General features: G+C 67.0%; 30 protein-coding genes, 1 tRNA gene and 1 pseudogene. 18 read left to right on the top strand and 14 right to left on the bottom strand.

Annotated elements, in window-relative coordinates:
* Nucleotides 1-39 precede the first annotated feature (39 nt).
* The 5 genes from ABZ004_RS28510 (at nucleotide 40) to ABZ004_RS28530 (ending at nucleotide 4,429) form a co-directional block, all read left to right on the top strand.
* Complete coding sequence (locus tag ABZ004_RS28510) at nucleotides 40-1,437, top strand: FAD-dependent oxidoreductase (RefSeq protein WP_355684149.1); 1,398 nt, start codon at nucleotides 40-42, stop codon at nucleotides 1,435-1,437.
* Nucleotides 1,437-2,690 carry an MFS transporter gene (locus ABZ004_RS28515; RefSeq protein ID WP_355684150.1) on the top strand — a complete coding sequence of 418 codons (1,254 nt, stop codon included), beginning with the start codon at nucleotides 1,437-1,439 and terminating at the stop codon, nucleotides 2,688-2,690. The genes ABZ004_RS28510 and ABZ004_RS28515 overlap by 1 nt, the downstream gene beginning before the upstream one ends.
* A gap of 32 nt (nucleotides 2,691-2,722) precedes the next feature.
* Nucleotides 2,723-3,133 carry a VOC family protein gene (locus ABZ004_RS28520; RefSeq protein ID WP_355684151.1) on the top strand — a complete coding sequence of 137 codons (411 nt, stop codon included), beginning with the start codon at nucleotides 2,723-2,725 and terminating at the stop codon, nucleotides 3,131-3,133.
* A 100-nt stretch (nucleotides 3,134-3,233) separates the two neighbouring features.
* Nucleotides 3,234-3,704 (top strand): NUDIX domain-containing protein, encoded by a 471-nt coding sequence (locus ABZ004_RS28525; protein ID WP_355684152.1) that lies wholly within the window; start codon nucleotides 3,234-3,236, stop codon nucleotides 3,702-3,704.
* A gap of 161 nt (nucleotides 3,705-3,865) precedes the next feature.
* Nucleotides 3,866-4,429, top strand: a complete 564-nt coding sequence (locus ABZ004_RS28530) for a dihydrofolate reductase family protein (protein ID WP_355684153.1) — start codon at nucleotides 3,866-3,868, stop codon at nucleotides 4,427-4,429.
* A gap of 203 nt (nucleotides 4,430-4,632) precedes the next feature.
* Here ABZ004_RS28530 and ABZ004_RS28535 read toward each other — a convergent pair whose 3' ends face one another.
* The gene (locus ABZ004_RS28535) at nucleotides 4,633-5,466 is read right to left on the bottom strand and encodes a hypothetical protein (RefSeq protein WP_355684154.1); all 834 of its coding nucleotides are present in this window, start codon (nucleotides 5,464-5,466) and stop codon (nucleotides 4,633-4,635) included.
* 216 nt (nucleotides 5,467-5,682) lie between these two features.
* Nucleotides 5,683-5,755 (bottom strand) — tRNA-Arg (locus ABZ004_RS28540).
* Nucleotides 5,756-5,948: 193 nt separating this feature from the next.
* On the opposite strand from ABZ004_RS28540, the gene ABZ004_RS28545 reads away from it, so the two are divergent.
* Nucleotides 5,949-6,503, top strand: coding sequence for a hypothetical protein (locus ABZ004_RS28545; RefSeq protein WP_355684155.1), 555 nt, complete (start codon nucleotides 5,949-5,951; stop codon nucleotides 6,501-6,503).
* A gap of 726 nt (nucleotides 6,504-7,229) precedes the next feature.
* On the opposite strand, the gene ABZ004_RS28550 is transcribed toward ABZ004_RS28545, so the two are convergent.
* Nucleotides 7,230-7,682: a cupin domain-containing protein gene (locus ABZ004_RS28550; protein ID WP_355684156.1), complete on the bottom strand. Its 453-nt coding sequence runs from the start codon at nucleotides 7,680-7,682 to the stop codon at nucleotides 7,230-7,232.
* A gap of 97 nt (nucleotides 7,683-7,779) precedes the next feature.
* On the opposite strand from ABZ004_RS28550, the gene ABZ004_RS28555 reads away from it, so the two are divergent.
* Together ABZ004_RS28555 and ABZ004_RS28560 are read left to right on the top strand one after the other, a co-directional pair.
* Nucleotides 7,780-8,364, top strand: a complete 585-nt coding sequence (locus ABZ004_RS28555) for a hypothetical protein (RefSeq protein ID WP_355684157.1) — start codon at nucleotides 7,780-7,782, stop codon at nucleotides 8,362-8,364.
* Nucleotides 8,361-9,500 (top strand): hypothetical protein, encoded by a 1,140-nt coding sequence (locus tag ABZ004_RS28560; protein ID WP_355684158.1) that lies wholly within the window; start codon nucleotides 8,361-8,363, stop codon nucleotides 9,498-9,500. The genes ABZ004_RS28555 and ABZ004_RS28560 overlap by 4 nt, the downstream gene beginning before the upstream one ends.
* A 96-nt stretch (nucleotides 9,501-9,596) precedes the next feature.
* On the opposite strand, the gene ABZ004_RS28565 is transcribed toward ABZ004_RS28560, so the two are convergent.
* Complete coding sequence (locus ABZ004_RS28565; RefSeq protein WP_355684159.1) at nucleotides 9,597-10,268, bottom strand: DUF1707 domain-containing protein; 672 nt, start codon at nucleotides 10,266-10,268, stop codon at nucleotides 9,597-9,599.
* A 107-nt stretch (nucleotides 10,269-10,375) separates the two neighbouring features.
* Between ABZ004_RS28565 and fgd the strand changes: the two genes are divergently transcribed.
* Together fgd and ABZ004_RS28575 are read left to right on the top strand one after the other, a co-directional pair.
* On the top strand, nucleotides 10,376-11,380 hold the full coding sequence (fgd, locus tag ABZ004_RS28570; RefSeq protein WP_355684160.1) for a glucose-6-phosphate dehydrogenase (coenzyme-F420): 1,005 nt from the start codon (nucleotides 10,376-10,378) through the stop codon (nucleotides 11,378-11,380).
* A gap of 48 nt (nucleotides 11,381-11,428) precedes the next feature.
* The gene (locus tag ABZ004_RS28575; RefSeq protein WP_355684161.1) at nucleotides 11,429-12,172 is read left to right on the top strand and encodes a GNAT family N-acetyltransferase; all 744 of its coding nucleotides are present in this window, start codon (nucleotides 11,429-11,431) and stop codon (nucleotides 12,170-12,172) included.
* A 6-nt stretch (nucleotides 12,173-12,178) separates the two neighbouring features.
* On the opposite strand, the gene ABZ004_RS28580 is transcribed toward ABZ004_RS28575, so the two are convergent.
* Nucleotides 12,179-12,691: a methylated-DNA--[protein]-cysteine S-methyltransferase gene (locus tag ABZ004_RS28580; RefSeq protein WP_355684162.1), complete on the bottom strand. Its 513-nt coding sequence runs from the start codon at nucleotides 12,689-12,691 to the stop codon at nucleotides 12,179-12,181.
* Nucleotides 12,692-12,770: 79 nt separating this feature from the next.
* Here ABZ004_RS28580 and ABZ004_RS28585 point away from each other — a divergent pair, with 79 nt between their 5' ends.
* A complete protein-coding gene (locus ABZ004_RS28585) occupies nucleotides 12,771-13,325 on the top strand; it encodes a molybdenum cofactor biosysynthesis protein (RefSeq protein WP_355684163.1) in 555 nt (184 codons plus the stop codon).
* Nucleotides 13,326-13,403: 78 nt separating this feature from the next.
* Entirely contained in the window at nucleotides 13,404-13,988 is a 585-nt protein-coding gene (locus ABZ004_RS28590) for a GNAT family N-acetyltransferase (protein WP_355684164.1), read from the top strand.
* Nucleotides 13,989-14,242: 254 nt separating this feature from the next.
* Here ABZ004_RS28590 and ABZ004_RS28595 read toward each other — a convergent pair whose 3' ends face one another.
* Nucleotides 14,243-14,782, bottom strand: a complete 540-nt coding sequence (locus ABZ004_RS28595; protein ID WP_355684165.1) for a GNAT family N-acetyltransferase — start codon at nucleotides 14,780-14,782, stop codon at nucleotides 14,243-14,245.
* A 433-nt stretch (nucleotides 14,783-15,215) separates the two neighbouring features.
* Between ABZ004_RS28595 and ABZ004_RS28600 the strand changes: the two genes are divergently transcribed.
* On the top strand, nucleotides 15,216-15,980 hold the full coding sequence (locus tag ABZ004_RS28600) for a glucose 1-dehydrogenase (RefSeq protein WP_355684166.1): 765 nt from the start codon (nucleotides 15,216-15,218) through the stop codon (nucleotides 15,978-15,980).
* Between the two features lie 110 nt (nucleotides 15,981-16,090).
* Here ABZ004_RS28600 and ABZ004_RS28605 read toward each other — a convergent pair whose 3' ends face one another.
* Entirely contained in the window at nucleotides 16,091-16,534 is a 444-nt protein-coding gene (locus ABZ004_RS28605; protein WP_355684167.1) for a hypothetical protein, read from the bottom strand.
* A gap of 219 nt (nucleotides 16,535-16,753) precedes the next feature.
* Between ABZ004_RS28605 and ABZ004_RS28610 the strand changes: the two genes are divergently transcribed.
* On the top strand, nucleotides 16,754-17,032 hold the full coding sequence (locus tag ABZ004_RS28610; protein ID WP_355684168.1) for a hypothetical protein: 279 nt from the start codon (nucleotides 16,754-16,756) through the stop codon (nucleotides 17,030-17,032).
* Here ABZ004_RS28610 and ABZ004_RS28615 read toward each other — a convergent pair whose 3' ends face one another.
* The 5 genes from ABZ004_RS28615 to ABZ004_RS28635 form a co-directional block, all read right to left on the bottom strand.
* Nucleotides 17,033-17,503: a hypothetical protein gene (locus tag ABZ004_RS28615; RefSeq protein ID WP_355684169.1), complete on the bottom strand. Its 471-nt coding sequence runs from the start codon at nucleotides 17,501-17,503 to the stop codon at nucleotides 17,033-17,035.
* Between the two features lie 113 nt (nucleotides 17,504-17,616).
* Entirely contained in the window at nucleotides 17,617-18,111 is a 495-nt protein-coding gene (locus tag ABZ004_RS28620) for a DinB family protein (protein WP_355684170.1), read from the bottom strand.
* Nucleotides 18,112-18,139: 28 nt separating this feature from the next.
* On the bottom strand, nucleotides 18,140-18,739 hold the full coding sequence (locus tag ABZ004_RS28625) for an FMN reductase (RefSeq protein ID WP_355684171.1): 600 nt from the start codon (nucleotides 18,737-18,739) through the stop codon (nucleotides 18,140-18,142).
* Nucleotides 18,739-19,869 carry an LLM class flavin-dependent oxidoreductase gene (locus ABZ004_RS28630; RefSeq protein ID WP_355684172.1) on the bottom strand — a complete coding sequence of 377 codons (1,131 nt, stop codon included), beginning with the start codon at nucleotides 19,867-19,869 and terminating at the stop codon, nucleotides 18,739-18,741. The genes ABZ004_RS28625 and ABZ004_RS28630 overlap by 1 nt, the downstream gene beginning before the upstream one ends.
* Before the next feature lie 585 nt (nucleotides 19,870-20,454).
* Nucleotides 20,455-21,327 carry an aldo/keto reductase gene (locus ABZ004_RS28635; RefSeq protein ID WP_355684173.1) on the bottom strand — a complete coding sequence of 291 codons (873 nt, stop codon included), beginning with the start codon at nucleotides 21,325-21,327 and terminating at the stop codon, nucleotides 20,455-20,457.
* 114 nt (nucleotides 21,328-21,441) lie between these two features.
* Here ABZ004_RS28635 and ABZ004_RS28640 point away from each other — a divergent pair, with 114 nt between their 5' ends.
* Nucleotides 21,442-22,146, top strand: coding sequence for a YafY family protein (locus ABZ004_RS28640; RefSeq protein ID WP_355684174.1), 705 nt, complete (start codon nucleotides 21,442-21,444; stop codon nucleotides 22,144-22,146).
* Here the strand turns inward: ABZ004_RS28640 and ABZ004_RS28645 are convergent.
* Nucleotides 22,121-22,504, bottom strand: a complete 384-nt coding sequence (locus tag ABZ004_RS28645; RefSeq protein ID WP_355684175.1) for a VOC family protein — start codon at nucleotides 22,502-22,504, stop codon at nucleotides 22,121-22,123. The two genes, ABZ004_RS28640 and ABZ004_RS28645, sit on opposite strands and share 26 nt — an antisense overlap.
* Nucleotides 22,505-22,602: 98 nt before the next feature.
* Here ABZ004_RS28645 and ABZ004_RS28650 point away from each other — a divergent pair, with 98 nt between their 5' ends.
* From ABZ004_RS28650 to ABZ004_RS28660, 3 genes and pseudogenes are all read left to right on the top strand, one after another.
* Entirely contained in the window at nucleotides 22,603-23,085 is a 483-nt protein-coding gene (locus ABZ004_RS28650) for a GNAT family N-acetyltransferase (RefSeq protein WP_355684176.1), read from the top strand.
* Nucleotides 23,085-23,497: pseudogene (locus ABZ004_RS28655) on the top strand (DUF6461 domain-containing protein). The gene ABZ004_RS28650 and the pseudogene ABZ004_RS28655 overlap by 1 nt, the downstream one beginning before the upstream one ends.
* A gap of 37 nt (nucleotides 23,498-23,534) precedes the next feature.
* The gene (locus tag ABZ004_RS28660) at nucleotides 23,535-23,996 is read left to right on the top strand and encodes a hypothetical protein (RefSeq protein ID WP_355684177.1); all 462 of its coding nucleotides are present in this window, start codon (nucleotides 23,535-23,537) and stop codon (nucleotides 23,994-23,996) included.
* Here the strand turns inward: ABZ004_RS28660 and ABZ004_RS28665 are convergent.
* Nucleotides 23,978-25,426, bottom strand: coding sequence for a diguanylate cyclase (locus tag ABZ004_RS28665; RefSeq protein WP_355684178.1), 1,449 nt, complete (start codon nucleotides 25,424-25,426; stop codon nucleotides 23,978-23,980). The two genes, ABZ004_RS28660 and ABZ004_RS28665, sit on opposite strands and share 19 nt — an antisense overlap.
* Nucleotides 25,427-25,470 lie beyond the last annotated feature (44 nt).

Raw genomic sequence — 25,470 nt, forward strand, 5'->3', positions numbered from 1 at the left:
TCGCTGATTAGATGAACGTCGAGATAGTGGGGATCAATCGTGAGTGAGCAGAACATCGCGGGACCGGTTGTGGTCATCGGGGCGGGACCGGTCGGCCTGGCTGCCGCCGCCCACCTCGCCGAGCGCGGCGCCGACTTCCTGGTCCTGGAATCGGGACCCGGCGTAGCGGCGGCGATCGAGGAATGGCGGCACGTGAAGCTGTTCAGTCCATGGCGCTACGACATCGACAGCGCAGCTCGTCGCCTGCTCGAACAGGCCGGCTGGGTCGAACCAGATCTCGGCAAACTGCCCACCGGCGGCGACCTGGTCGACTCCTACCTCGAGCCGCTGACGAAGACTCCCGAGCTGAACGACCGCATCCGCTACAACGCGCCGGTCGTCGCGGTGACCCGAGTCGGCTTCGATCGAGTCCGTACTGCGGGCCGCGAGCTGGCCCCGTTCCTGATCCGCCTGGCCGACGGCACCGAGATCCTCGCCTCAGCCGTCGTCGATGCCGCCGGAACCTGGCGCCGCCCGAACGTTCTCGGCGGATCCGGTATCCCGGCTCGCGGTGAGGCCGAGATCGCCGACGGAATCGCCCGCGCGCTGCCCGACGTACTGGGACGTGATCGTGACCGGTACGCCGGACGCCGTACTGCGGTGGTCGGCGCCGGCCACTCCGCTTCGACGACACTCCTCGACCTCGGTGAGCTGGCCGAACAGGTTCCCGGCACCGAGATCGTCTGGGTGGTCCGCGGCTCCGACCAGGCCCGCACGTACGGCGGTGGCGACGCCGACGAACTCCCCGCCCGTGGCGCGTTGGGTAGCCGCCTGAAGAAGCTCGTCCAGTCCGGGCGCGTCGAACTCGTGAGCAGCTTCCGGATCGAAGCCGCCTCCCGTACTGCGGACGGCCGGGTCGAGCTCGCCGCCGGAGACCAGCGCGTCGTCGCCGACACGGTGGTCAACTCCACAGGCTTCCGCCCCGATCACGACATGGTCGGCGAACTCCGCCTCGACCTGGACCCGATCCTGGGATCCACCCGGACCCTCGCCCCGCTGATCGACCCGAACCAGCATTCCTGCGGCACCGTCCCACCGCACGGCGTCGACGAGCTGACTCACCCCGAGCCCGGCTACTACGCAATCGGCGCGAAGTCGTACGGCCGAGCGCCCACCTTCCTGCTCGCCACCGGGTACGAGCAGGCCCGGTCCGTCGTCGCCGCGCTCGCCGGTGATTGGGAAGCCGCGCGCGACGTACAACTCAACCTCCCCGAAACCGGCGTCTGCTCCTCGAACCTCGCGTACGGCGACCTCAGCGGCGACGAGGCCGGCGGCTGTTGTGGACCTGTTGGGATCTCCGGCCCGGTTGGGCACGGCCTCGCCACCGGGATCAGCGGCGACCTGCTGACCGTCATTGACGACGCTCCCGCAGCAACCCAATCAGGCTGCTGCAACTGATGAACCACACCGCTGCGGCGATCACCACCTCCGGTCTCGGTGATCGCCGCAGCCCTCAGCGCCGCGATGTCGTCGCCGCGCTCGCGATCACGACGACCATCGGCTACGGCGTCCTGTACTACGCGTTCAGCGCTCTCCTCGCCCCGATGAGCCAAGACCTGCACATCTCCACCACCACGACAACCGGCGCACTCACCATCGCAGTACTCGTCAGCGCAGCCACGGCAATCCCCGTCGGCCGCTGGCTCGACGCCCACGGCGGCCACGGCGTCATGACCACCGGGTCTGTCCTCGCCGCGATCGCAGTGCTCGCCTGGTCGCAAATACAGACAGCAACACACCTGTACGCCGTATTCGCGCTGATCGGCGTTTCCTCGGCGATGGTGCTCTACCAGCCGGCCTTCGCCATCATCGTTGCCGTCACCGCACCCGCGAAGCGCACCAACGCACTGCTCGGCATCACCCTCGTGGCAGGCTTCGCCAGCTCCATCTTCATCCCACTCACCGGCCAGCTCATCAACGCTTACGCCTGGCGCAAAGCGCTGATTGTCCTGGCGGCTGTCGTCGCCGTGATCACCGTGCCCCTGCACGCGATCTGCCTCCGCCGCACTCGCCCACAAGCCCCCAGGACCAGCCACCACCCACGAAGATCTCGCGTACTACGCGACGCTGGTTTCTGGCTGATCGCCTGCGCCTTCATCCTGCACAGCGCGGCCCTCGCCGTCATGGCAGTTCACCTGGTCACCTACCTGACGTTGCTAGGTCACTCGCCAACCGCCGCAGCCACCCTGACCGGTCTGTTGGGTCTTCTGTCGGTTACCGGCCGCGTGATCACCACCGTAGCCAGGCGATGGCTCCCCATCACTCTCGTTGCCGCAGGCATCATTGCCCTGCAGGGCGTGGCCATCGGCCTACTCCCCTTCATCGGCAGCTCGACCGTCGGCGCGGCAACCAGCCTGGCCCTCTTCGGCCTCGGCTTCGGCGTCGCCTCGATCGCCACCCCAGCCATCCTCCTGGACCGCTACGGCGACCAGAACTACGCGACCATCGCCGGCATCCTCAGCACCCCCACCACCGTCGCCCGCGCAACAGCCCCACTAGCCGCAGCCGCCCTGGCCTCCACCACCGGCTATCGGCCCCTAGTTCTCACCGCCGCCACCACCTGCCTCACCGCAGCCCTCTTCCTCTACCTCGCCCAGCAAACAACCCGAGCTCGTACGGGTGACATTTCGCAACGGCGTACGGATGCTTGACGGCCTCGACGTGTAACCGCACAGTTTCGGACATGAGTGACAACCCCACGCCCGCAGTCCAGCCAGGATCATTGCTGCTCGAACTGATCCTCGTGCCGGTCACCGACATCGATCGCGCCAAAGCCTTCTATACCGACCAAGTCGGCTTCACCGTCGACGTCGACGTCAGCCCGAGCGAGGGAGTCCGGATCGTACAACTCACCCCACCAGGCTCCTACTGCTCGATCACGCTCAGCGCAGGTCTACCGCAGGCCGACATGCCGCCCGGCTCCCTGCGCGGACTACATCTCGTCGTCGCCGACATCGAGGCCGCCCGCTCGAGACTCATCGACCGCGGCGTCGACGTCGCACCCGTAGAAGACTTAGGCGGCGTCCTCTACGCCTGGTTCACCGACCCAGACGGCAACACCTGGACCCTTCAACACATGCCCTGGCGCCAATGACCAACGACCGACAACAGCGAGACCCGTCCAGCCCGGACAGCCCTCGCCCAAGACCGAGAGGGACCTGACGTTGTCGGATCAGCCTGGCATTCTCGGCCGCATGTCGATTCCAAGAGCAGCCGCTGTAGTTGTAAACGGTCAGCGTGCACTCGTGATCAAGCGTTACCTGCGACAGGAAACAGCCAGCGCCTGCGTCATGTGCGAGGCCCGTAACTGGGACAGTCCAGGCTGCCCTGGCCATCATTACGCAGTACTGCCTGGCGGGCACGTCGAGGAAGGCGAGACCGCCGAGACCGCCGCCTTACGGGAGTTGAACGAGGAGACCACACTCATCGGCCGAATCGACCGACTGCTGTGGACCGGCAAGCACAACGGCAGGCCCGCGTCCTACTTCCTGGTGACCGAGGTCATCGGCACACCAGTCCTATCCGGCGACGAAGCGGACACCCAAACCCCGCAGAACATCTCCGAACTGATGTGGGCCGGCCCTGACGAGTTCGACGAGCTGGGCCTCTACCCCGCCGACATCAGATCACCCCTGACCGAACTGCTGGCCAACAGCACGTCGTAGCCCGCTGGTGGCTCATGCGAACCCTCAACCTTCTCGACCGTAGGAGTGGAGCTCGTGAGAATTTCTGCCGGTGACCTGTCGGATCTGGAGTGGGGCGTTCGTAGTAGGGGTGACGGGCGGCCGGCGAAAGGGCCGGTGGACTGGTAGGAAGGCAGGGGGTCATGCGGAAACTGATCTACGGCATGAACTTGAGCGTGGACGGCTACATCGCCGCGCCCGGCGACGACATCGGCTGGGGCGTGCCGAGTGACGAGCTGTTTCAGTGGTGGCTCGACCAGGAGTTGGCGATCGGGCTGTTGATGTACGGGCGCAATTTGTGGGAGGGGATGAGTTCCCATTGGCCGACCGGCGACCAGGAGCCCGACGCGACCCCGGCGCAGATCGAGTTCGCGCGGAACTGGCGGGACACGCCGAAGGTGCTGTTCTCCTCGACGATCGACAAGGTCGACTGGAACACCCGCCTGGTGACCGGCGACGCTGTAGCGGAGATCACCCGACTCAAGGCCGACGACGGCGAGCCGATGAGGATCGGTGGCGCCACGCTCGCCGGGGCAGCCATGCGGGCCGGGCTGATCGACGAGTACGACATCGTCACCCATCCGGTGCTGGTGGGCGGCGGCACACCATTCTTCACCGCGCTCGACAACTGGGTGAACCTGAACCTGCTGGAAACACGGACCTTTCCCGGCGGCGTGGTCCTGACCAGATACGAGACAAGGCGCTGAGCGCTTCACTAACGCCTAAGACGCCGACACAGTGCGGCGATTCTGCATGAGACAGCTGAGAGCCCCCCACCCGCTCTCCCTGATCACTCCCGGGAAACACAGAAGCCCAGGTCATCCACCTGAATGACCTGGGCGTGTGCTGTCCGCGCTCGGAGGGGGCCTGCCAACGGGAGCCGTAACCCTGCGGCGACCGGTGGGGAGGGTCATGCAGGTGGGACGGGGACCTGCCAGACAGTGATCGAGGGGCCCGTGCTGACGTTGGTGATGGCGAGTTCAGGCAGCGCGGGGTAGCCCAGATCCAGCGCGCAGGCGCAGTTGGGGCTGGAGCGTCGGTTGCTGCGCCAGAGCACCTTCCCGTTCGGAGCCTGCACGAGAAGTTCGCCGAGCGTGGTGATTGCTGCACGCGAGCCGGGCACGCTCGTCCGGGTCTGCCAGACAACCTTCGACCCTTGGCGCAGTACCAGATTGCCGTTGGTCTGCATCGCGAGCACGCGCCAAGGACGTGTGCCCGAAAAGGTGTACCCCACGCGAATACTGTGGTTGCTGGCCAGCACGGCGTTGGACCTCATCCAGCACTGTCCGGAGGCCGACTGCCAGAGGATCTTCCAATTGGCTGTGTACAGGACGAGGTCGCCGGTGCGGGTGAGCATGAGGTATTTGCCGCCCCGTCCGGCAGTGTTGGAGTGCCACACCACGCCGGCGCCGGGGACGACTAGCTGGAAGTCTCCGGCGTTGGTCAAGCCCACGTACGACGAGTTTGTCGACGGATGCGGAGTGTTCACTTCCCAGCAGGAGCGGCTGGTGACGACCTGGCGTGGGCCGTTCAAGGTCCCCTGCTGGTCCACAGAGAACGAGCCCGGCCCGACCACGAACGAGTAGTCCCCGTTCGGCACCCAGGAATCCACGCCCCGCTTCTGGCCGGCACTCATCACCAGCACCGACGTGGTCGCTGCCGAGGCGGGCGCGGATTGGACAACCCCGCCGGCCAGCGCGACAACGCCCGCCACCACCAACGCCCCAAGTCGTGTACGTCGCATGAACGTCCCTCCCCATTCTCAGCCGGAACGTAGCACCTCCAGCCGGTCAACGGAGGCTACTGCGATCTGGCGGTCAGGGGACTCTGCTGTCGACCTGTGCCACAGTGGCGCTCACGTTGTTCCGCGCCACCGCACCGAGCTTGAGTCTCAACTCAACGGCGCCGGGGCAACACAAAAGCCCAGGTCAACCACCTGATTGACATGGGCTTTGATGCGCGCGCTCGGAGGGATTCGAACCCCCAACCTTCTGATCCGTAGTCAGATGCTCTATCCGTTGAGCTACGAGCGCCGGACAACGTCGAAAACGATACATGGTGGGACGGATTTGGTGGTAATCGGGGCTGGGAGGCGCTGGCGGGAGGGAGGCTGTGGTGAGGGGCCTCGCTTTCGGTGGGGGTGTCGGGGAGGGCGGGCGACTGGTTGGGCGGCGCGTCTTGGGGGAGTCGGGGGTGGGGGCGGGGGTTGGGCCCTAACATCCGGGCATGGGTATTGAGGATTTGCTGGGCGGGCGGGATCTGGGGGATGTGAAGAAGGCGGTCGGGTTCGTGATGGAGAACTCGGACGACTTCGAGAAGGTACTCAAGCTGGTTCGGGGGTTGCCGGACAACGCGCTGGGGCTCATCGGGCAGTTGCCGGAGCTGCTGAAGGCGATCGGGTCCGGGCTGGCCGAGGCGGGTGAGCAGGCGGCGAAGGCGGCCAATGCGCTCGTCGGGGACGACGGCGAGGGTGGTGCGCGGCGGGCGTTGAGCGGGAGTGCCGACACGATGAACTCGGCCAAGGACAAGCTGAAGGACGCCGCCGGGATGCTGGCGGGGCTAGCGGGGGAATTGGACAAGATTCCCGGTATCGGTGACGCGGCGGCGAAGCGGTTGAACGACGGGAGCGGGCAGATCGGTGGGGTCGCGACCGAGATCGAGAGTCTGGCGGGCAATCTGAACGATCTGTCCGGGATCCTCGCCAATGTCGGCGAAGCGCTCGCCGGACTCGGAGCGAAACTCACCGAATCAGGCGGCTCAGTCAAAACCCTCATGGGCTGACCCGCACCCGTACGCCGGCCTCCGCTGCAGCAGGTCGGCGGACCGGCATGGGATAGCCACACCACCCCGCACCCGTACGCCGCCTCGGCGCCGGCAGGTCGACGTACGGGGATGGGCTGGCCCCGCATCCGAAGCGCCGGCCTCAGGCACGGCAGGTCGGCGTACGGGCATGGGCTACCCGTCATCCGAATCGCCGGGCTCAGCCACACCTGGTTGGCGTACGGGGGTCCAGGCCAATGTCGGTTAGTAAGGCGGGTCAGGTGCGTCAAGGGCGTGTGGAACGTGGAGCAGGGAGGCAACCACAGTTTCAGGGGTTGTCCCCTCAACATGTGGGTTGGCACCTGGTATGCACGCAGGCAACCCACAGTTTGAGAGGACAACCCAAGGCCGGTAGTTAAGGCGGACCTGTCACGCGGACGCCGATCCGTCGCCGGCCCCGGCGGGGAGGCAGCCGGCCCTTCGGCATTCGAGAGATACCTCGGCCTGGGGTTTGGGGGTGCGCCCCTCGTCTGATGCTTAGCCCCCCGCTATAGCAGGGGGCTAAGCCCAACTGGAGGAGGTGAGCCGCCTCTTCGGCGCAAGACATTGCCGTGCACTGGGCTGCGTGCTGGGCGACTGGGGAGTCCTGCTGCCCGTTCCGGGTAGGTAAGGCTCCACCAGCGCATTCCAACTCCGAGACACCACGGTTGACAGCAACCGGCTCGCCTCAACTGACCGGCTTCGGGGTTAGGGCCACGGGGTTGTGTGTTGTTTGGCTCGGAGTTCGTTGAGAAGTTCGGGCGTGATCGGGGTTCCGGCGGCGGCTTCGGCGGCGATTTCGCGGAAGTAGGTTTCGTAGCCGGCGGGGGTGAAGATGGTGGTGAGGGTGGCCGGCGATGTAGTCGCGTTGCGGTAGCCGTGCGGGCGGCCGCGGGGGACCGAGACCGAGCCGCCGGGGCCTATCGCCAGTTCGCCGTCGGCGGTGTCGAAGGTGACTTCGCCGGTGGTGACCAGGAAGTACTCCTCGTGCGCATGGTGGATGTGCGGCGCCGCGCCGAGGGCTCCGGGCGCGAGGACCGAATCGACGACCGAGAGCGCGCCGGCCGTCTGCTCGCCGGAGATGCGGACGGTGAAGACGCCGAACGGCAGATCCAGTACTTCGCCGGTCGGGCCGAGGACGATCTCGGGGAAGGTGGTCACCCGCGCAGGATAAGCAGGAACCAGATCACCGGGATCCTCGTCCAACGCGCCATGTCGAGCGCGCTGGGAGGACCTCTTCGTGGCTAGGGTCTCGGGCATGGCGAGTCGATTGGTACGGCGTACTGCGATCGCGTCCGGGATCGCGGTGGTCGCGGGACTCGGGCTCGGGTTCGCGGCGGGAAAGCCGGTCACCCCCAACGACATCCTCCCCGCGCGCCAACTCCCGGCCGACCTGTGTACCCGGCTCGGCGACGTCTCGAGCTTGTTGCCAAAGGCATCCAACGGTGCGCCGCCGAAGGTTGTGAAGACGGGAAGCCTGGCGATCCGTTGCTCGGTCAAGGCGGACGAGGGGGCGCAGACCAGCTACAGCTCGGCGTCGCTGGAGGTCACCTTCACGCCGTACCCGGGCAAGGACGGCGGCGCCGGGAATCCTCCGCTCAAGCCCGACCAGACCGCGCGGCAAGCCTTCGAGCGACGCGCGATGAAGCCGTCGCCAGACCGCTCCACGGTGAAGCTGGAGACCAGGGCTGCCGCTGGCGGGCAGAGCTGGACCGTGAGCCTGATCGAGTTGCACGCCGACGTGATCGTGCAGGTCGACTACACCGCCCAGCCGATCGAACAGCACGCCGCCGAAGCCGCCGCCCTGGTGATCGCGGACCGGGCGATCTGGGAGTCGCAGTGAACAACCAGCCGCAGATCCAGGGGTACCAGTTCGACCAGCTGTTGCTGGAGCATCCACTCGCCGAGATCTGGCACGGGCGTTCCTTCACCGGCATGGAGGTCGTCGGACTCTTCCTCAGTACTACGGGCGCCGCCGACCCGCAGGTGCGTGAGCGGCTCGGGGAGTCGAGCCGCGGCGCCGCACTGACACCTGGAGACCAGGAGACTCCGCTCTGGGCCGCCAACTTCAACAGTGATCGTCCGTACGCGATCACGCAGCTCATCCCAGGGCAGTCCGGAGCAGAGCGTCTCCTGGACCCACTGGACGGCCTACTGGGCAACGATGAGGAGTCCCTGGCCGCAGTGCGCAGCCGACTCACGCAGTACGGCGCAGTGCCGCTGCCTGTCGACAGCCCTCAACCAGTGTCGGGAAAGGTCGAGCTGGCTCGTGAGTACAGCAAGAAGCTCGGCACCTGGGTCTACGCGGTCGTCGTGCTCGTAGTGCTGATCGTCTTCACCGTGACCTACTCCATCGGTGCCGCAGTCGGCAGTGCGGTCAAGAAGGACTCGTCCAGCGAACCGGTAGCGGCACCGGTGAAGCCTGCCGCGCTTCCTAGTCAGGTGCTGCTGCCTGGGATCGCCAAGGTCAGTGCAGCTCCTCACCGGGAGTCCAACGGAGGGCCGAGCTTGGTGGGTGAGACGTATTCGCCAGGTGTTGATCTCCAGATTGTCAGCGGTATCGACCTGCCGTTCTCGATCGGCTGGCCGCGGCCGCCGGAGACGCGGAAGATCAGCAACTCGAGTACGACGCTGTACCGGCTGATCCAGACCCAGCCGCCGCTCGACCAGTCCTCGGGTTCGGATCTGATCGCGCGGATCGCGGTCCGGCAGTGCAGCAGCCTCGGCGACTGTCTGGCGAAACGTGCGGCCTTCGACCAGGACTGGACGAAGGTGTTCAGAGTTCAGACGCCGCGCACGGCCAAGGACGCGCGCACGTGGTTCACGGTATCCAACACCACGCCGTACACGCTCACGATGACTACGACCTACAGCAACGCCGGCCGCTGGTGGCTGGTCGGCGCCTCGGTGACGTCGACCCCGGACGAGGTCCCGTCGGCCCAGCAGGTCCTCAACGACATCTGGCACCAGACCACCTGACCCGTACGCCGGTACGCCGACCCGCCACCCCGTACGCCGGTACGCCGACCCGGCGCGCTCGAGCCCGCCGACCCCACGCCCCGACCCCCGGATTCCCTACTCCGGAGCCTCCAGGCGTTTGCGCTCCTTGCGTTCAGCTTTGAGCCGTTTGCGCTCGGCCTTCGTCACTTTGCGCTCGATGCTGACCCCACCCCAGAAGGCGAACCCGGTGACGACCACCCGGGGCGCACCCGGCGCCCCGACGCCCGCCTTGCTGTGGTCGAAGCCACCCATGATCCCGACGCCCCGAACCTCCACCTCGACGTCCGGCGGCACCACGACGGTCACCCCGCCCATCACCGCGAACGCCCGGATCACCGTCACCGGTGCCTCGAACCGCGCCTCGCGAAGATCGATCCGGCCGCCACCCATGATCGCGACGGTGAGGAAATCGCGCGCGATCGTCCAGACCCCCTTGCGGTCGAACGCGCCGAGGATCGCGATCCCGTTCCGCGACGTCGGCGTACCGCCGATCAGCTCCGACTGCGGCCGGGCCGGCAACACCGCGCTCGGCACCCCCGGCACCGGCAGGTCGTGGATGATCCGGTCCAGCTCGCCGTGCGTCCGGGCGGCATGCGTCTCGTCCATTCGCGACTCGAACTCGGTCAGCTGCAGCCGCCCTTCGACGAGTGCATCCCGCAGTACGTCGGCCACGGCCTCCCGATCCGCGTCGGACGCCCGGAGCTCAGGTCGCGGTTGCTCAGCGGGCACTCCAGGGTCCGAAACCATGCCTCAAGCCTAGGTGCTCCGAAGTCCGCCATAAGGTGCGAAGGAGAGGGAACATCGGCAGGCCAGGCCGGGTTGAACGCGAAGTCAGCGACTACGAGGGAGCACAAGTGAGTATTCGCATCGGGTACAAGGCGTCGGCGGAGCAGTTCGGGCCGCGGGATCTCGTCGAGTACGCGGTCCGGGCCGAGGAGCTCGGGCTCGACAGCGTCACGGTGTCAGACCACTTCCTGCCGTGGCGGCACGAAGGCGGCCATGCGCCGTTCGCCTTGGCATGGATGGCGGCGGTCGGCGAGCGGACCGAGCGGGTGCTGATCGGTACATCGGTGCTGACGCCCACCTTCCGCTACAACCCCGCCGTGATCGCGCAGGCGTTCGCGACGATGGGCCTGCTCTACCCGGGCCGGATCATGCTCGGCGTCGGCAGTGGTGAGGCGCTGAACGAGATCGCCGTTTCGGGCCGCGAGTGGCCCGAGTTCAAGGAGCGGTTCGCCCGGCTGCGCGAGGCGGTCGACCTGATCCGCGACCTGTGGACGAAGGAAGGCGTGAGCTCCGAGGGGCCGTACTACAAGACGGTCGATGCCTCGATCTACGACCGCCCGGAGACCCCGGTCGAGGTGTACGTCGCCGCCGGCGGGCCGCTCGTCGCGAAGTACGCCGGACGCGTGGGCGACGGTTTCATCGCGACGTCGGGCAAGGGCATGGATCTCTATACCGAGAAGCTGATGCCGGCCGTGCGCGAAGGTGCCGAGAAGGCGGGCCGGTCCTTCGAGGACGTGGACCGGATGCTCGAGGTGAAGCTCTCCTACGACCGCGATCCCGCGCTCGCACTGGAGAACACCCGGTTCTGGGCGCCGCTGTCGCTGACGCCGGAGCAGAAGCACAGCGTGGACAGCGCAACCGAGATGGAGCGCCTCGCCGACGAACTCCCGATCGAGCAGGTGGCCAAGCGCTGGATCGTCGCTTCGAACCCCGACGAGGTGATCGCCCAGCTCCAGCCGTATCTCGACGCAGGGTTCAACCACCTCGTCGTCCACGGCCCGGGCCACGACCAGGAGCGGTTCCTCACCCAGTTCACCTCCGACGTTGTGCCGCTGCTCCGGAAGCTTGGATAACTAATCAAGGTCTTGCAAAAATGCAGTCGGCGTTCCTAAGATCGGGGAGTGACGACTGCTGCCCTTATGGATGAGCTGATGTACCGCGCCTGGCCGGTCGCGGATGTGGTGGACTTCGACGGCTGGGTGGCTCGGCGAGCGGCCGGCGTCACCCAGCGAGCGAACTCGGTGCTCCCCTTCGGAGCGCCGGACGACCTGCAGAACACTTTGGAGAAGGTGGAAACCCACTACCTGAGCCAGGGTCTCGCGCCCAGGTTCCAGGTCGGTCCGGCGTCCCGTCCGGAAGGATTGGATGAGCTGCTGGCGGCCCGTGGTTACGAGGTCGGTTCGCCGACGTTGGTGCAGACCGCGGAGATCGCGAAGGTCCTGGAGTTGATCCCCGATGACGGCTGGCGAGTGAATATTTCCTCGGTGCCCGACGATGCCTGGATGGATCTGTGGTGGCGCGAGGACGGCCGCGGCGGTGCCGAGGAGCAGGAAATCGCCCGCGGCATCCTCACCGGCGGACGCGCCCGGTACGCCTCGATCCACGAGCAGGGCACGATCACCGCGGTCGCGCGGCTCGCCCTCGTCGACGACTGGGCCGGCCTGTACTGCGTGGTGGTGGATCCCGCCTATCGCCGGCAGGGCCGGGCACTCGCGCTGATGCGCGCACTGTTGCTAGAGGCAACCATCGTTGGCATCGACCGGGCCTGGCTCCAGGTCGTCGCCGGCAACGAACCCGCGCGGGCGCTGTACGCCCGGCTCGGGTTCGAAACCGTCTCGCAGTACCACTACCGAATCCGCCCCTGAGCCAGCTCAGAACAGCCGCTCGGCCTTGACTGCGGCGGGCTCCTCCAGATCGAGCAGGAACTGCTTGCGCTTGAGACCACCGGCGTACCCAGTGAGCTTGCCGTCCTTGCCCACCACCCGGTGACACGGCACGACGATCGACAGCGGGTTGTGCCCGACCGCCTGCCCGACCCGCTGCGCCAGCGCCTTGTCGCCGAGTCGCTCCGCGAGTTCCCCGTACGTCGTGGTCTCGCCGAACGGGATCTCGTCGAGCATCGCCCAGACCCGCCGCTGGAACTCGTCCCCGCCAACCGCGACCGGCAGATCGAACGCCATCCGCTCACCCGCCAGATACTCCGCCAACTGCCGTGCGACCTCGGCGAGCAGCAGATCGTCCGCCAACTCGACCTTGTCGCCGAGCGCGGCCGGGTCCGGCTTGACCCAGTGGTGCGGAAAGTAGATTCCGGTCAACGCGCCGTCCGACGCCACCAACGTGAGTTGACCCAGCTGCGTGGCCGCGACCGCATGACGGTTGTACATCTCGACTCCTCTGTTCTGTGCTCTCCCGGATAGAACGCAACGGAAAACGTTTGTGTGAGTGCTTCAGTAGGCTCGGAGGATGGGCATCGAGGCGGTACCGGTCGAGATCGTGGCGCTTGTCGTCTCCACGGTGCATGCCTATGAAGGGCGGCCGCAGGACGGCCCGAAGTCTGATCCGGAGCCGGCCGCTCGAGAGCTGGTCACGGTACGGGCGGGTCTCGGACTGGTCGGCGACCGATACTTCAATCGGCCGATCCACCGGCACGCCGCGGTCACGGTGTTCGACGCGGACGCGCTGGACGACTTCGCCGCCGAGGCCGGGCTGCTGGAGGTGCCTGATCCGCACCTGACGCGCCGCAACATCGCGCTGCGAGGGTTTCCGGTCGATCAGCTGGCCTCACGGCGCCGGCCGGACGGAGGCAGGAGCGCGGGTGCGATCTTCAGCCTGGACAGTGGTTCCGGGGCGATCAGGTTCCAGGCGCATCGGCCGGCGAATCCCTGCGCCTGGATGGATGTCGCGGTCGCACCAGGGGCGTTCAAGGGACTCCGCGGGCGAGGCGGTGTGCGCTGCGAACCCCTCGACGACGGGGAACTCCGGCTCGGCCCGGCGGTGCTCAAGGTTCTCAGCCGCTAATTGCCCTCCTAGGGCGATGGGTTCGGAAACTCAGAAAAACGTTTTCCGGTTTTGCCGTGGTGCGGGAGGATCGCAGGGATGACCATCGAGATCGTGCGCGACGACGACCCGCGGATCGCTGCGCTGGAAGCGGCCGGGTATCAGCTGGTGGGCGAGTCCTGGGCGGCCCGGCTACGGAACCCGGATCCCGAGCAGCTGGCTTCCGCCGTACTGCGTGCTTCGGCTGCCGGCCTGGTCGTGCGTGAGCTCGATCCGTCGGAGGCCGGGGCGATGTTCGAACTCGAATCGGCGAACGAGAAGGACTATCCGTACACGCCCGCGAGCCATCGCGTGGTCGGCGACCTCGCCCGGATCGAGGCGCTGTGGACGGACGGAGCGCGCATTTTCGGTGCGTTCGACGGGTCGTCGCTGGTCGCCGCGACGGTGATGATCGCCAACCCGGACCGTGCCGAGACGATGTTCACGTCCGTACTGCGTGACTACCGCGGCCGCGGAATTGGTCAGGCAGTCAAAGCTGCCTCGATCCTCGCCTTCCTGGCCGACGGTTTCGAGGTCTTCGGAACCGGCGGCGCCGGCGTCAACGAAGCCAGCCTCGGCGCCAACCGAGCCCTCGGCTACGTCCTAGAAGAACGCTGGCGAAGCTACGCGCCCCCCACCTCGTAGTACGAACCTCGCCCCTCCTCCTCGCGTTCCCAGCGGCCGGCACCCCGCGTCTTCCTCGCCTTCACCCGACGCCTTTCCTCGCCCTCATCCCACGCCTTTCCTCGCCATTCACCCGGCGCCTTTCCTCGCCTTCGCCCGGCGCTTCCCTCACCTTCACCCCACGCCTTTCCTCGCCTTCGCCCGGCGCTTCCCTCACCTTCACTGCGCGCATTTCTCTTCCTCACGCCGTGCTTTCCCTTCGCCCGTCTTTCCGTTCAGGTAGCGATGGTGACCGGGCGTTGAGGTTTGGCTAGTGGGTCGGTGAGGAGACGGGCGTGGCGTTCCACGTCGTACCGGGTGCCGTCGTAGGTGAGGCGTTCGCGTTCGACGCCTTCGCGGAGGAAACCGGCGCTGGCTGCCACGCCGCACGAGGCAGGGTTGTTCAGGCGATGACCTAGCTCGAGGCGGTAGAGACCGGCGTCGTGGTGGGCCCAGTCGACGAGAGCTCGGAGCGCGTCCCGGGCGACACCCTGGCTGCGGACGTCGGCGATCGTCCAGTACCAGGTCCAGCCGACCTGGTGCCGGTCGATGTTCGTCACTGCGACGCAGCCGACGGGGTGATCGTCGGCATCCGCAACGGCGTACACATGCCCGTTGTCCAGATCGGCGACCCGCCCGATCCAGTCCACCGCGGTCGCCCGGTCCCGGATCCCGCCCTGGTTCGCCATCTCCGGATCCTGATGCGCGGCCGTCAACCGCAAGGCATCAGCCACCCGCCACCGCCGCAACTCCAGCGTCGACACGTCATACCCCATCCACCGAATCTACCGCCGCTTCACCACCCGCAAACCCTCCCTCGGCGCGGCTCCACCAACCCCGCGTACGCCATACCGCCTTCCAAACCAACCACCATCCAACCAAACCAATCCCTCCGCGACCGCTCCCACCGGATCAGGCCCGGCAGGCCGGCGGTGGTCGGCGTGTCCTCACGGTGTGCGCCTGTCGGAGTACAACCCGCCACGGGCGCCGCCTCCGGCCACCGCTCACCGGGTGGCCATGTGGTCAGCCCGGCCCGGTCCAACCTGGCGGCCGCGCCGGCAAGATGTGCCGATGGACAGGTAGTGCACCTTGAGACGGTGTACACGAACGTCCGACTCACGCTCAGGTGCACTAGTTGCCCTCGGCTACCTCCTGTCGGTCGGGACAGAGTTGCCGGCAAAGGAGTGTTGGGGTGGGGGAGGATGAGGCATGGGCTTTATCGACTTCACGGATCAGGTTGTTCTTGTTACCGGAGCGAGTAGCGGGATCGGGGCTGCGGCTGCGGTGGGGTTTGCCGAGGCGGGGGCGACGGTTGCGCTGCATTATCACCAGAACGCAGAGGGTGCTCAGCACACGTTGAACGCGGTCAGTACTGCGGGTGGCAGCGGCTCGGTCCACCAGGCCGACCTCGCGTCGCCATCATCGGCTGCGCTGATCGACGAGGTGCTGGCGCGGCACGGGCGGATCGACGTACTGGTGAACAACGCCGGCGATCTGGTCAAGCGATCGCCGGTCACCGACGTACCGGATGACGAGTTCCACCGGATCATGGATGTGAACCTGACCTCGGTGTTCGCGCTGTCCCGGCGGATCGTGCCGGTGTTCCGCGCCCAGGGCGGCGGGGTGATCGTCAACGTCACCTCGATCGCCGGCCGGCACGGCGGAGGCGGCGGCTCGGTCGTGTACGCGACCAGCAAGGGCGCCGTCAGCACCTTCACCCGCGGGCTCGCCAAGGAACTCGCCCCTGAAGGAATCCGCGTCAACGCGATCTCGCCCGGCGTCATCAGCACCCCCTTCCACGACCGCCACACCGGCGCGGATCAGCTGGCCGCCATGCGCAGCACCATCCCGATGGGCCGCACCGGCACCCCGCACGAATGCGTGGGCACCATCCTCTACCTCGCCTCCGACCGGATGAGCAGCTACGTCACCGGCCAAATCATCGAAGTCAACGGCGGCCAACTCATGCCGTAACCGGGCCACCCCGCGTACGGCGTACCAGGCCACCCCACGTACGCCGGACCAGTTGGCCCTGGTACGCCGTACGAGGCTTCCCCCGGTACGCCGTACGAGCAGCCGCCTTGTCAGCCAAGCCTGCGACGCGCCACCGGTGTCGGCCGCATCAGCAGTCCGACACCGACCAGCAGCACAGCGCCGCCGGCAATCGACCAGCCGATCTGCCCGGTGCGATCCGGCCGGATCCCGTTCTCGCGAGCAATCAGCCCAGCCCCGTCAGGCCGGTACTGCACCTCGATCCGCCCGCCCTTCTTCGGCTTCGGGAGGTCGTAGAACTCGGAGATACTCGTTCGTACCGTTCGTCCGTCGGGAAGCGAGACGTCCACCTCGAGATACGGTCCACCTTTGGCGAACCTCGTGACATCGACGATCGTCGCCGGGGCAGTCGGAGCCCCCTCCAAATCCCGGTCGATGTCGTAGCCGAGATAGGCACCGAGCAGAGCTGCTGCTGCGAAGCCGAAGCACCCGAAAGCCCACCGCCGATCGAACACCCACCCCACCCAAGCGCTCACTCTCACCCTCCTAGTGTGCGCGCCCGACGCCGTACCCCAAGAGCGTCTTTGTGCATGAGCTGAGTGCTCCGACGGCGAGCCGGTACTCAACTCATGCACAAAGACGGCCGAGGCTGACGGAACGGCATGGCGGCCCGGGGGCGTCGTAGCGGGGTGGATGAGGATGGAGTGGCGGCGGAGGTGGATGTCAGGCTCAGGCGGTCCGGGTGGGTCGAGTGGGTGGACTCGACGTTGGCCGACGAGCCGATCCTGTGGCCGCTGCTGGCGGTCGGTTATCTCGTGAACCTGGTCGTCCACTGGACCATCTGGCGCGGCGGCTGGGTCATCAAGGTCTACGCCCCCGACAAATGGCGCGCGGTGAGCAAGACCCGCTACCCCTCCAAGCCTGCCGCCCTCGCCGCCCTCGACCGCCAGCGCGCCCTCGCCCCGAAGTTCCCGCCTCCCGAGGCGCCGGCCTGTCTCCCCACCCGAGGCGGCACGCTCCGCCGACCTTGGTGATCACGCACAAAGATTGAGTGAAACGACGACCCAAGGGACTGGTTTGGGGGCCGTCGTGGCAGGTTGCGAGAGCATCCAATCGCGCACCCGTTCAGCGTCGCGGTGGTCGTCGAAAAGACCGAGCCGGTTGACCCTGACACCGAGTTCGCGCTCGGCTTCGTGCAGATAGTCGTGGCAGTGCCAGGAGTGAAACTGCAAGGTCGCCTCGGCTCCGACGATCTCGAAGCCAAGCAGCGTCGAGGAGGGCACGGGCAGCCGCTGGTCGAGGAGCGAGTAGACGAAGGCCGCGCTGCTTTCCGCCCCCGCGCTGCTTTCCGTCCCCGCGCTGCTCTCCGCGCCCGACCTGAGCTCAACCGCCTCCTCCTCGGTCAGACCGACCGCGATCAGGTCCAGCGGATCGCGCCACCCGGCACGGACGGCCGCGGCTTCCTGCCTGTCGGTGTACCAGTCGATGAACTCCGGCTCCGGCACGTGATCCTGCAGGCAGCTGCTGATGGTCAGATAGGGGTCTGGGAGCGAGCGGCTCTGCCGACGCTCACGAGCGGTCGGAGTACAGAGGACGTATCCGCCCAGAAAGTTGATCATCAGGAGCCGGTGGTGCCGTCGATTTGTTCTCGGAGGAGGTCCAGGTGGCCCAGGTGGCGGGCCGTCTCTTCCAGCAGGTGGGAGACGATCCAGCGGAGGGACACCAGTTCGAGGCCGGGTGGGGCCGAGGCTTCCAGCTGGTCCAGGGGGTGAGCGGCGGTGATTTCCCGCGAGCGGGCGCACTGGGCGTCGTACTCGTCCAGAAGTTGAGCCAGCGGTACGCCGGGGACGCGGAATTCGGCGTCGGGACCGGTGGGTGATTGGTTGGGCAGTCCCAGGAAACCGGCTTCGAACCAGCCGTGTTCGACCCAGCGCAGGTGCGAAACCAGGCCTGCGATCGTCATCGTCGGTGACGTCGGCAGCAGAACCCGGTGCGCGTCCTCATCCGAGACACCGGTGCATTTGAGTCGGACGGTCGCCCGCTGCCAGTCGAGCCAGCCGCACAGCATGGTCCGTTCGTCGGCGTCGGCAGGTGGTCGCTGTCGTGAGCTCACGACAGCGATCATCCAACACTCGAGGGTCTCAGCCGTTCAGCAAGTCCTCGAAGGACACCGGGTTGGCGTAAGGATCCACCTGAGTGGGCCGATAGTTGCTCATGGCATCGACCAGTTCCAAAGCGGCACGCTCGACCCGGGCGCGCAGCGCAACTGCATGCGGTCCCCAGTCCGATGACGCCGCATACACTCCAGTCGGAACCACAATCGCTTGTAAATAAGCGAAAAGCGGCCGCAGGGCGTAGTCCAGGACGAGCGAATGCCGCTCGGTCCCGCCCGTCGCGCCGATCAGTACCGGCTTGCCGACCAGCGCCTTGTCGTCGATCACGTCGAAGAACATCTTGAACAGCCCGTTGTACGACGCGCTGAATGTCGGTGTCACCGCGATCAACGCATCAGCCCGTACGACGTACTCCAGCACCTCACCGAGCTCCTTCGAAGGGAACCCGGTCAGCAAATTGTTGGTGATGTCCTGAGCCAGTTCGCGTAGTTCGAAAACCTTGACCTCGTACTGCGTTCCTCGGCCGTCCAGGTTGTCCCGGACAGCCGCCGTGAGCTGATCCGCCAGCAAGCGCGTCGACGAGGGAGTCGTCAGCCCTGCGCTCACCACGGCAACGGTGCGCTTCATCAGTTCGTCTCCTCAACACCGACGACCGAAGGGCTGACAGTCTCGAGTGCCTCGGCGCGCTCAGCAGCAGCCTTCAGTGAAGCATGGGTCGGCGCCTCCGGGACGTGAGCCGGCCGCATCGCGTCGAACTCCTTACGCAGTACCGGAATGACCTCCTCGCCGAGGATGTCCATCTGCTCCAGCACCGTCTTCAGCGGCAGACCGGCGTGGTCCGCGATGAACAGCTGGCGCTGGTAGTCGCCGAACTTCTCCCGGAAGGTCAACGTGCGCTCGATGATCTCCTGCGGCGAACCGACCGCCAGCGGCGTCTGCTCCATCGTGTCTTCCATCGACGGACCGCCGCCGTAGATCGGCGAGTGGTCGAAGTACGGCCGGTACTCCGTGCGCGCGTCCTGCGAGTTCTTCCGCATGAACACCTGGCCGCCGAGCCCGACGATCGCCTGGTCCGCCGCGCCGTGCCCGTAGTGCTCGAAGCGCTGGCGGTAGTAGTTCACCAGCCGGGCCGTGTGATCGGCCGGCCAGAAGATGTTGTTGTGGAAGAACCCGTCACCGTAGTACGCGGCCTGCTCGGCGATCTCCGGGCTGCGGATCGAACCGTGCCAGACGAACGGGGGTACCCCGTCCAGCGGCCGCGGCGTCGAGGTGAACCCTTCGAGCGGCGTACGGAACTTGCCTTCCCAGCTGACGACGTCCTCGCGCCACAACCGGCGCAGCAACGCGTAGTTCTCGACGGCGAGCGCGATGCCGTCGCGGATGTCCTGCCCGAACCACGGGTAGACCGGGCCGGTGTTGCCGCGGCCCATCATCAGGTCGACCCGGCCGTCGGCCAGGTGCTGCAGCATCGCGTAGTCCTCGGCGATCTTCACCGGGTCGTTGGTGGTGATCAGCGTGGTCGAGGTGGAGAGCAGGATCTTCGAGGTCTTGGCGGCGATGAAGCCGAGCAGGGTCGTGGGGGATGACGGCACGAACGGGGGGTTGTGGTGCTCGCCGGTCGCGAACACGTCCAGGCCGATCTCCTCGGCCTTCAGTGCGACCGTCACCATCTGCTGGATCCGCTGGCCCTCGGTCAGGGTCTTACCGCTCACCGGGTCCGTGGTCACGTCCCCGACGGTGAACACACCGAACTGCATCTGCACTCCTCGATCGCTGGTAATTCACGATTAAACTACCTCGTTCCTCCCAACGCCAATCCCCGGCGAGTCATTCCACCCGCCACACCCCGCCAGTCTCCCCGCACACGAAAGCCGCCCGGCAACCCTCGCCAGGCTAGTGCCGCCACCAGCAAACTCGCGGCACCCCACAGCACCGCCCCACGGGTCACCCACAGCACCACCCCACTGCACTGCCTCACGGCTTCACCCCGCTGCACCGCCTCGCGGGGTTCGCTCCGCGCTGAGGGGTTCGCCCCCTGCTATGGGAGGGGGCGAACCCCGAGAGGAGGAGGTGGGCCGCCTCTTCTCGGCGCGGTGTCGGCGACGCAGCGTTTCGTCGCACGGTGGGTGCCGCGCGGAAGCTGAGGCGGCGAATCCGGCGGCCACTCCGGGTGCTGAGCTGAGCGCCCGGCGTACCGCGTCGCGGGGTTCACTCCACCTTGGCGGGTTCGCCCCCTGCTATAGGAGGGGGCGAAGCCCGCGAAGAGGAGGGTGGGCCGCCTCTTCGCGGCGCGGAGCGTCACCTCGCAGGGCGGGGCGGCGCGTCGGGTGCGGTGGGGTGGGTCAGGAGGCGTTGAGGGTGGCGACCTGGTCGGGGGTGAGGGTGAGGTCGACGGCGGAGTAGGAGTCGCGGATGGTTTCTGGGCGGCTGGAGCCGGGGATCGGGATGACGACCGGGGACTTGGCGAGCATCCAGGCGAGGGTGAGCTTCTGCGGGCTGACACCCAGTTCGGCAGCGAGCGAGTGGAACGTCGGGTGCTTGCTGCCCAGCTCACCCGCGTTCGAGATGCCGCCGAGCGGCGACCAGGGCAGGAACGCGATGCCGAGCTCGTCGCACAACTCCAGCTCCGGCTCGCTCGACCGGAAGGCTGGAGAGAACTGGTTCTGCACGGAGACGAGCCGGCCGCCGAGGATCTCGTTCGCCTGCCGGATCTGCTCCGGGTTCGCGTTGGAGATACCCGCCATCTGGATCTTCCCCGCGTCGAGCAGGTCGCGGATCGCGCCGACGGAGTCCTCGTACGGCGTCTTCGGATCCGGCCGGTGGAACTGGTACAACCCGATCGCCTCGACCCCGAGCCGCTTCAGCGAGTCCTCGGCCGCCTGCTTCAGATGCTCCGGCGAACCGTCGAGCGTCCAGGCGCCGCCGCCGGGACGCAGGTGGCCGCCCTTGGTCGCGACCAGTACGCCGGACGTGTCACCGCCGTACGAGCTGAGCGCCTTCGCGATCAGCGTCTCGTTGTGACCGATGTCGGAGGAGTCCAGGTGGTACGCGTCGGCGGTGTCGATCAGCGTGATCCCGGCGTCGAGCGCGGCGTGGATCGTCGCGATCGACCGGTTCTCGTCGTCCGGCCGTCCCTCGATCGACATCGGCATGCCGCCGAGCCCGATCGCGCTGACCTGAACTTCGCCGATCCTGCGGGTGGTGTTGGTAGCCATACAACCAACCTCCCGCACGCCGACTCAGCTTTCCAACAGTAAAAACCACTGAGAGCCAGTACTGCGGCCACTGAATGCCGGAGACTGTCGGACCCGCTGGCTAACTTGAATTCCGTGAACCGGACCGATCGGCTGTATGCCCTCGTCGAGGAGTTGCGTGCCGTCGCGCCCAGGCCGCGGAGCGCGCAGCGGCTCGCTGAGCATTTCGAGGTCAGCGTGCGGACAATCGAGCGAGACATCAGCGCGCTGCAGCAGTCCGGCGTGCCGATCTATGCCGAGACCGGGCGCACCGGCGGTTACTGCCTGGACAAGGCGCGCACGCTGCCGCCGGTCAACCTGACTCCTGGTGAAGCGGTCGCGATGGCACTCGCCTTGCGTCGATTGGACGGTACGCCGTTCCGCTCGGTCGCGGGATCCGCGTTGCGCAAGCTCGTCGCCGCAATGCAGACCGACGATGCCGCCGCGGCGGAGGAGCTGGCCGCACGAGTTCATCTCTTCACCGATGAGGACGAGCCGACGACCGCAGTACCGCGGCCGGTGGCCGATGCGCTCTCCACCCGTCGCGTCCTGCGGATCGCGTACGCCGATCGCGAGGGCGCTCTTACGACCCGCGAGATCGAGCCGCTCGGCTACGTCGGCAAGGCGGCCCAGTGGTACCTGATCGCCTGGTGCCGGCGACGCGACGCCGTACGGGTCTTCCGGACCGACCGCATCACGTCGGTCACCGTCACTGCCGAGACTCCTCCGCACCGCGAGCTGCGGCAGGAGGATCTCGACATCCCGGCGGGAAAGATCAGACAGCTCGTGTTGGTGGGGTGAAGACCGAGAACTGGCTGCCGGCCGGATCGAGCAGGTGCGCGAACTTCACCCCGGACGGATTGACCTCCGGCCCGCGCAGGATCTGACCGCCGGCGGCGACGGCCTTGCTGCAGGCCGCGTCGACGTCCTCGACCAGCACGGTGAAGATGGCGTAGTTGGGCACTGAGCCCTTGGTCGCGAAGAGCCCGCCGCGCAGGCCTTCCCCGTCACCGGTGGTGAAGAACTGGTACGCCGGGTCGGTGCTCACCGCGTCGTCGTGCGCGACCTTCCAGCCGAACAAGTCGCCGTAGAACTGCTCGGCCGCCGCCGGGTCATCGGTCCCGACCTCGAACCACGCGATGCTGTTCATTACTGGCATTTCGATCCTCCGTTCCGCGCCGGGCCCGTCCCGACTTCCTCCACCCTCGCGCCCGCCCGCGACAACCCCCTGTCGGTGTTTACAGGCAGGATGTGCGCATGCAGACAGACGACCGAATCCGCCGCGCCCAGCCGGCCGACGTACCGGCGATCGTCGACCTCGTGTACGGCCTGGCGTCCTACGAACGAGCCCCCGATGAGTGCCACCTCACCGCCGACCAGTTGACGACAGCCCTCTTCGGACCCACCCCCGCCGTCTCCTGTCACGTCGGGCTGATTGAGGGTGAGGTGGTCGGCTGCGCCCTCTGGTTCCTCAACTTCTCCACCTGGCGAGGCGTCCACGGCATCTACCTGGAAGACCTCTACGTCTCCCCGGAACACCGAGGCTCCGGCCTGGGCAAAGCCCTCCTCACCGCCCTCGCCCAGGAATGCGTCCGCAACAACTACGAACGCCTCGAATGGTCAGTCCTCAACTGGAACACCCCCGCCATCACCTTCTACGAGTCCCTAGGCGCCCGTCCCCAAACCGAATGGACCACCTACCGCCTGACCGACGACCCCCTCACCAAACTCGGCTCATGATGCCGACCGCCGCGGACTACACCTGGTTCAAGCACACCGGACTGACCGAGAGCTACTGCTTCACGATGGTTCGCGGCCTGCGTCGAGCCGAAGCGCTGGCGGTCGGCACCGATGTGATCTCGCATTGGGGCGGAGTCGACGGCGAGGATCGGTTTCTCTGGCTGGTCGACGGCGAGGTCCGGTTGGACTTCGAGCCCTGTTCGCCTTCCGTCGGTCGGGGAGTGACCCCGATGGGCTGATCGACGTCATGCAGCAGGTCGGGTTCGACCTGAGCGACGGCGAGGATCGTGACTACGCACTACACACCGAGGCGACACTCGCGTTGACCGAGCACCTGACCGGCGTACGGCTGACGGCTGAGTTGCTGGATTCCGCGGAATATCTCTGTGGGTTGGCTGAGATGAAGCGTTGACGGACTGGGGTTTCGGGCCGACTGAGAGGATGAGTGGGTGGAACTGAAACCGCTGTTGGTGACTCGGATTGCTAACGCTCTGGTTTGGCCGGTGTTGGGCGTTGTCGTGGTGGTCGAGTTGATCAGCAATGGCGCGCGGGTGGCGGTCGTGGTGGTGGGCGCAGGGGTTTGTCTTGCGGGGGCGGCCTACTTGGGGTTGCTGGGGTGGCGGTTGGGGGTGGTTTGCGAGGAAGCGGCTCTTGAGGTCCATGGGCTGTTTCGTCGGCGGCGGATTCCGCGCGAGGAGATCATCGCGATCACTGACTTCCCGGCCGTTCGGTGGAAGGCGCCGGGTGGACGGGTGCGGTGGAGTCCGATCTTTGCGTTTGCCAACCCGGGCAGGGTGGTGCCTTTTGTCGAACGGCACAACGAAGCGGCTGTTGCGATCATGCAGGACTGGCAGACGGACGCAAGGCGTGAGCGGCCCAAGAATAAGCGGCGTCAGAGACCGGCTCGGTAGGTCCTCTTGGCTTCGTACATGGCGTTGTCGGCGGTGCGGAGGAGTTCCTCGAGGTCGGCGGCGTACGGGCTGACGATGGCGGTGCCGATGCTGGCGGTGACCGGGACGTCGATGCCGTCGAGGGGTTTGCTGATGGACTCGTCGATGCGGTGCATCAGCATGTCGAGGGCGTCGCCGTCGATGTCTTCGGCCAGGATCGCGAACTCGTCGCCGCCGAGCCGAGCCACCGTGTCACCGTGCCGTACTTCGGTCAGTAGGCGATCCGCGATCTCCCGCAGCGCCCGGTCGCCGGCCTCGTGACCGTACTTGTCGTTGACCTGCTTGAAGTGGTTCAAGTCGCAGAACAACAGCACTCCACGCCGCCCGGTCTGCCGAGCCCTCTGTAACGCCGCGTTGAACCGGTGCTGCAGAAGCCGCCGATTCGGCAGCCCCGTCAAAGGATCGTGGGCCGCATGATGCTGCAACTCGCGCTCGGCATCCTTGCGCGCCGTCACATCGTCGATCTGGATCAGCACGATCCGCCGCTGATCCTTGCCTTGGTCAACGATCGCGGCGGTCCCGCCGAGCCAGATGTCGTTCCCGTCGGTCCGCCGGAAGACCCGCTCGAATCGATACGGCCCATGTCCGGCGGTGAGCAGCTCGATCTCCCGCTGTGTCTGACCCAGGTCCCCTTCGCGCAGGTAGTCGACCAGGATCGTCCCGATCAACTGCTGCGGCGTGTACCCGGTGATGTGGCAGAACGCGTCGTTGACCCGCAGGATGCGACCCGCCTCCGGACCGTCGAACGCGATCGTCGCCATCCCGTTCCCGGCGCCCTCGAACACCAGCCGGAACGTCGTCTCACTCGCCTCGAGCCGCGCCTTCTCGGCCAGCAGCTGATCGGTCAGCCGGGCCTTGTCGATCGCCAGCCCGGCCTGGGTGGCGAAGATCTCCAGCAGCTCGCGATGGATCGGCCCGGGCCGGCGCTGGTCCTCGGGCAGATCCACCGACAACATCCCGACCAGCTCGCCGTCGGACGATTGCAGCGGCGCGAACAACGCATCGAGCGGGTGCCACGCATCGGGCTCGGTCGGCACCGGGATCTCCGGCACCCAGCCGACCACGTCGCCCTCGGGCAGCCGCTCGTGCGGCACGAACCGCAGCGCACCCCACTTGTCCGCGATGTCGAACTCGGCGTCGAAGATGTCCGCCGCGCTGACGGTGCCGAGTAGCGCCTCCTTGGCCTCGTGCGAGCCGGCCACCGAGATCACCTCGAACTTGCCGTCCGGTAGCCGCAGGTTCAGCACCGCGATCCCGAAGCCGAGCCCGTCCACGACCCCGTCGACCACGGCCTGCAGAGTCTCCGCCAGGCTGCGCCCGGCACCCATCCGGGCGCTCACCTCGTAGAGACGGCGGACTGCCGTCATCCGTACGGTGGGCTCGTTCTGCACGCGCGATCTCCGCTGTCACGGCATCAGGGGGCCTGAAGTGGGCT

It is taken from the genome of Kribbella sp. NPDC006257, from assembly GCF_040613535.1.
GTDB lineage: Bacteria > Actinomycetota > Actinomycetes > Propionibacteriales > Kribbellaceae > Kribbella.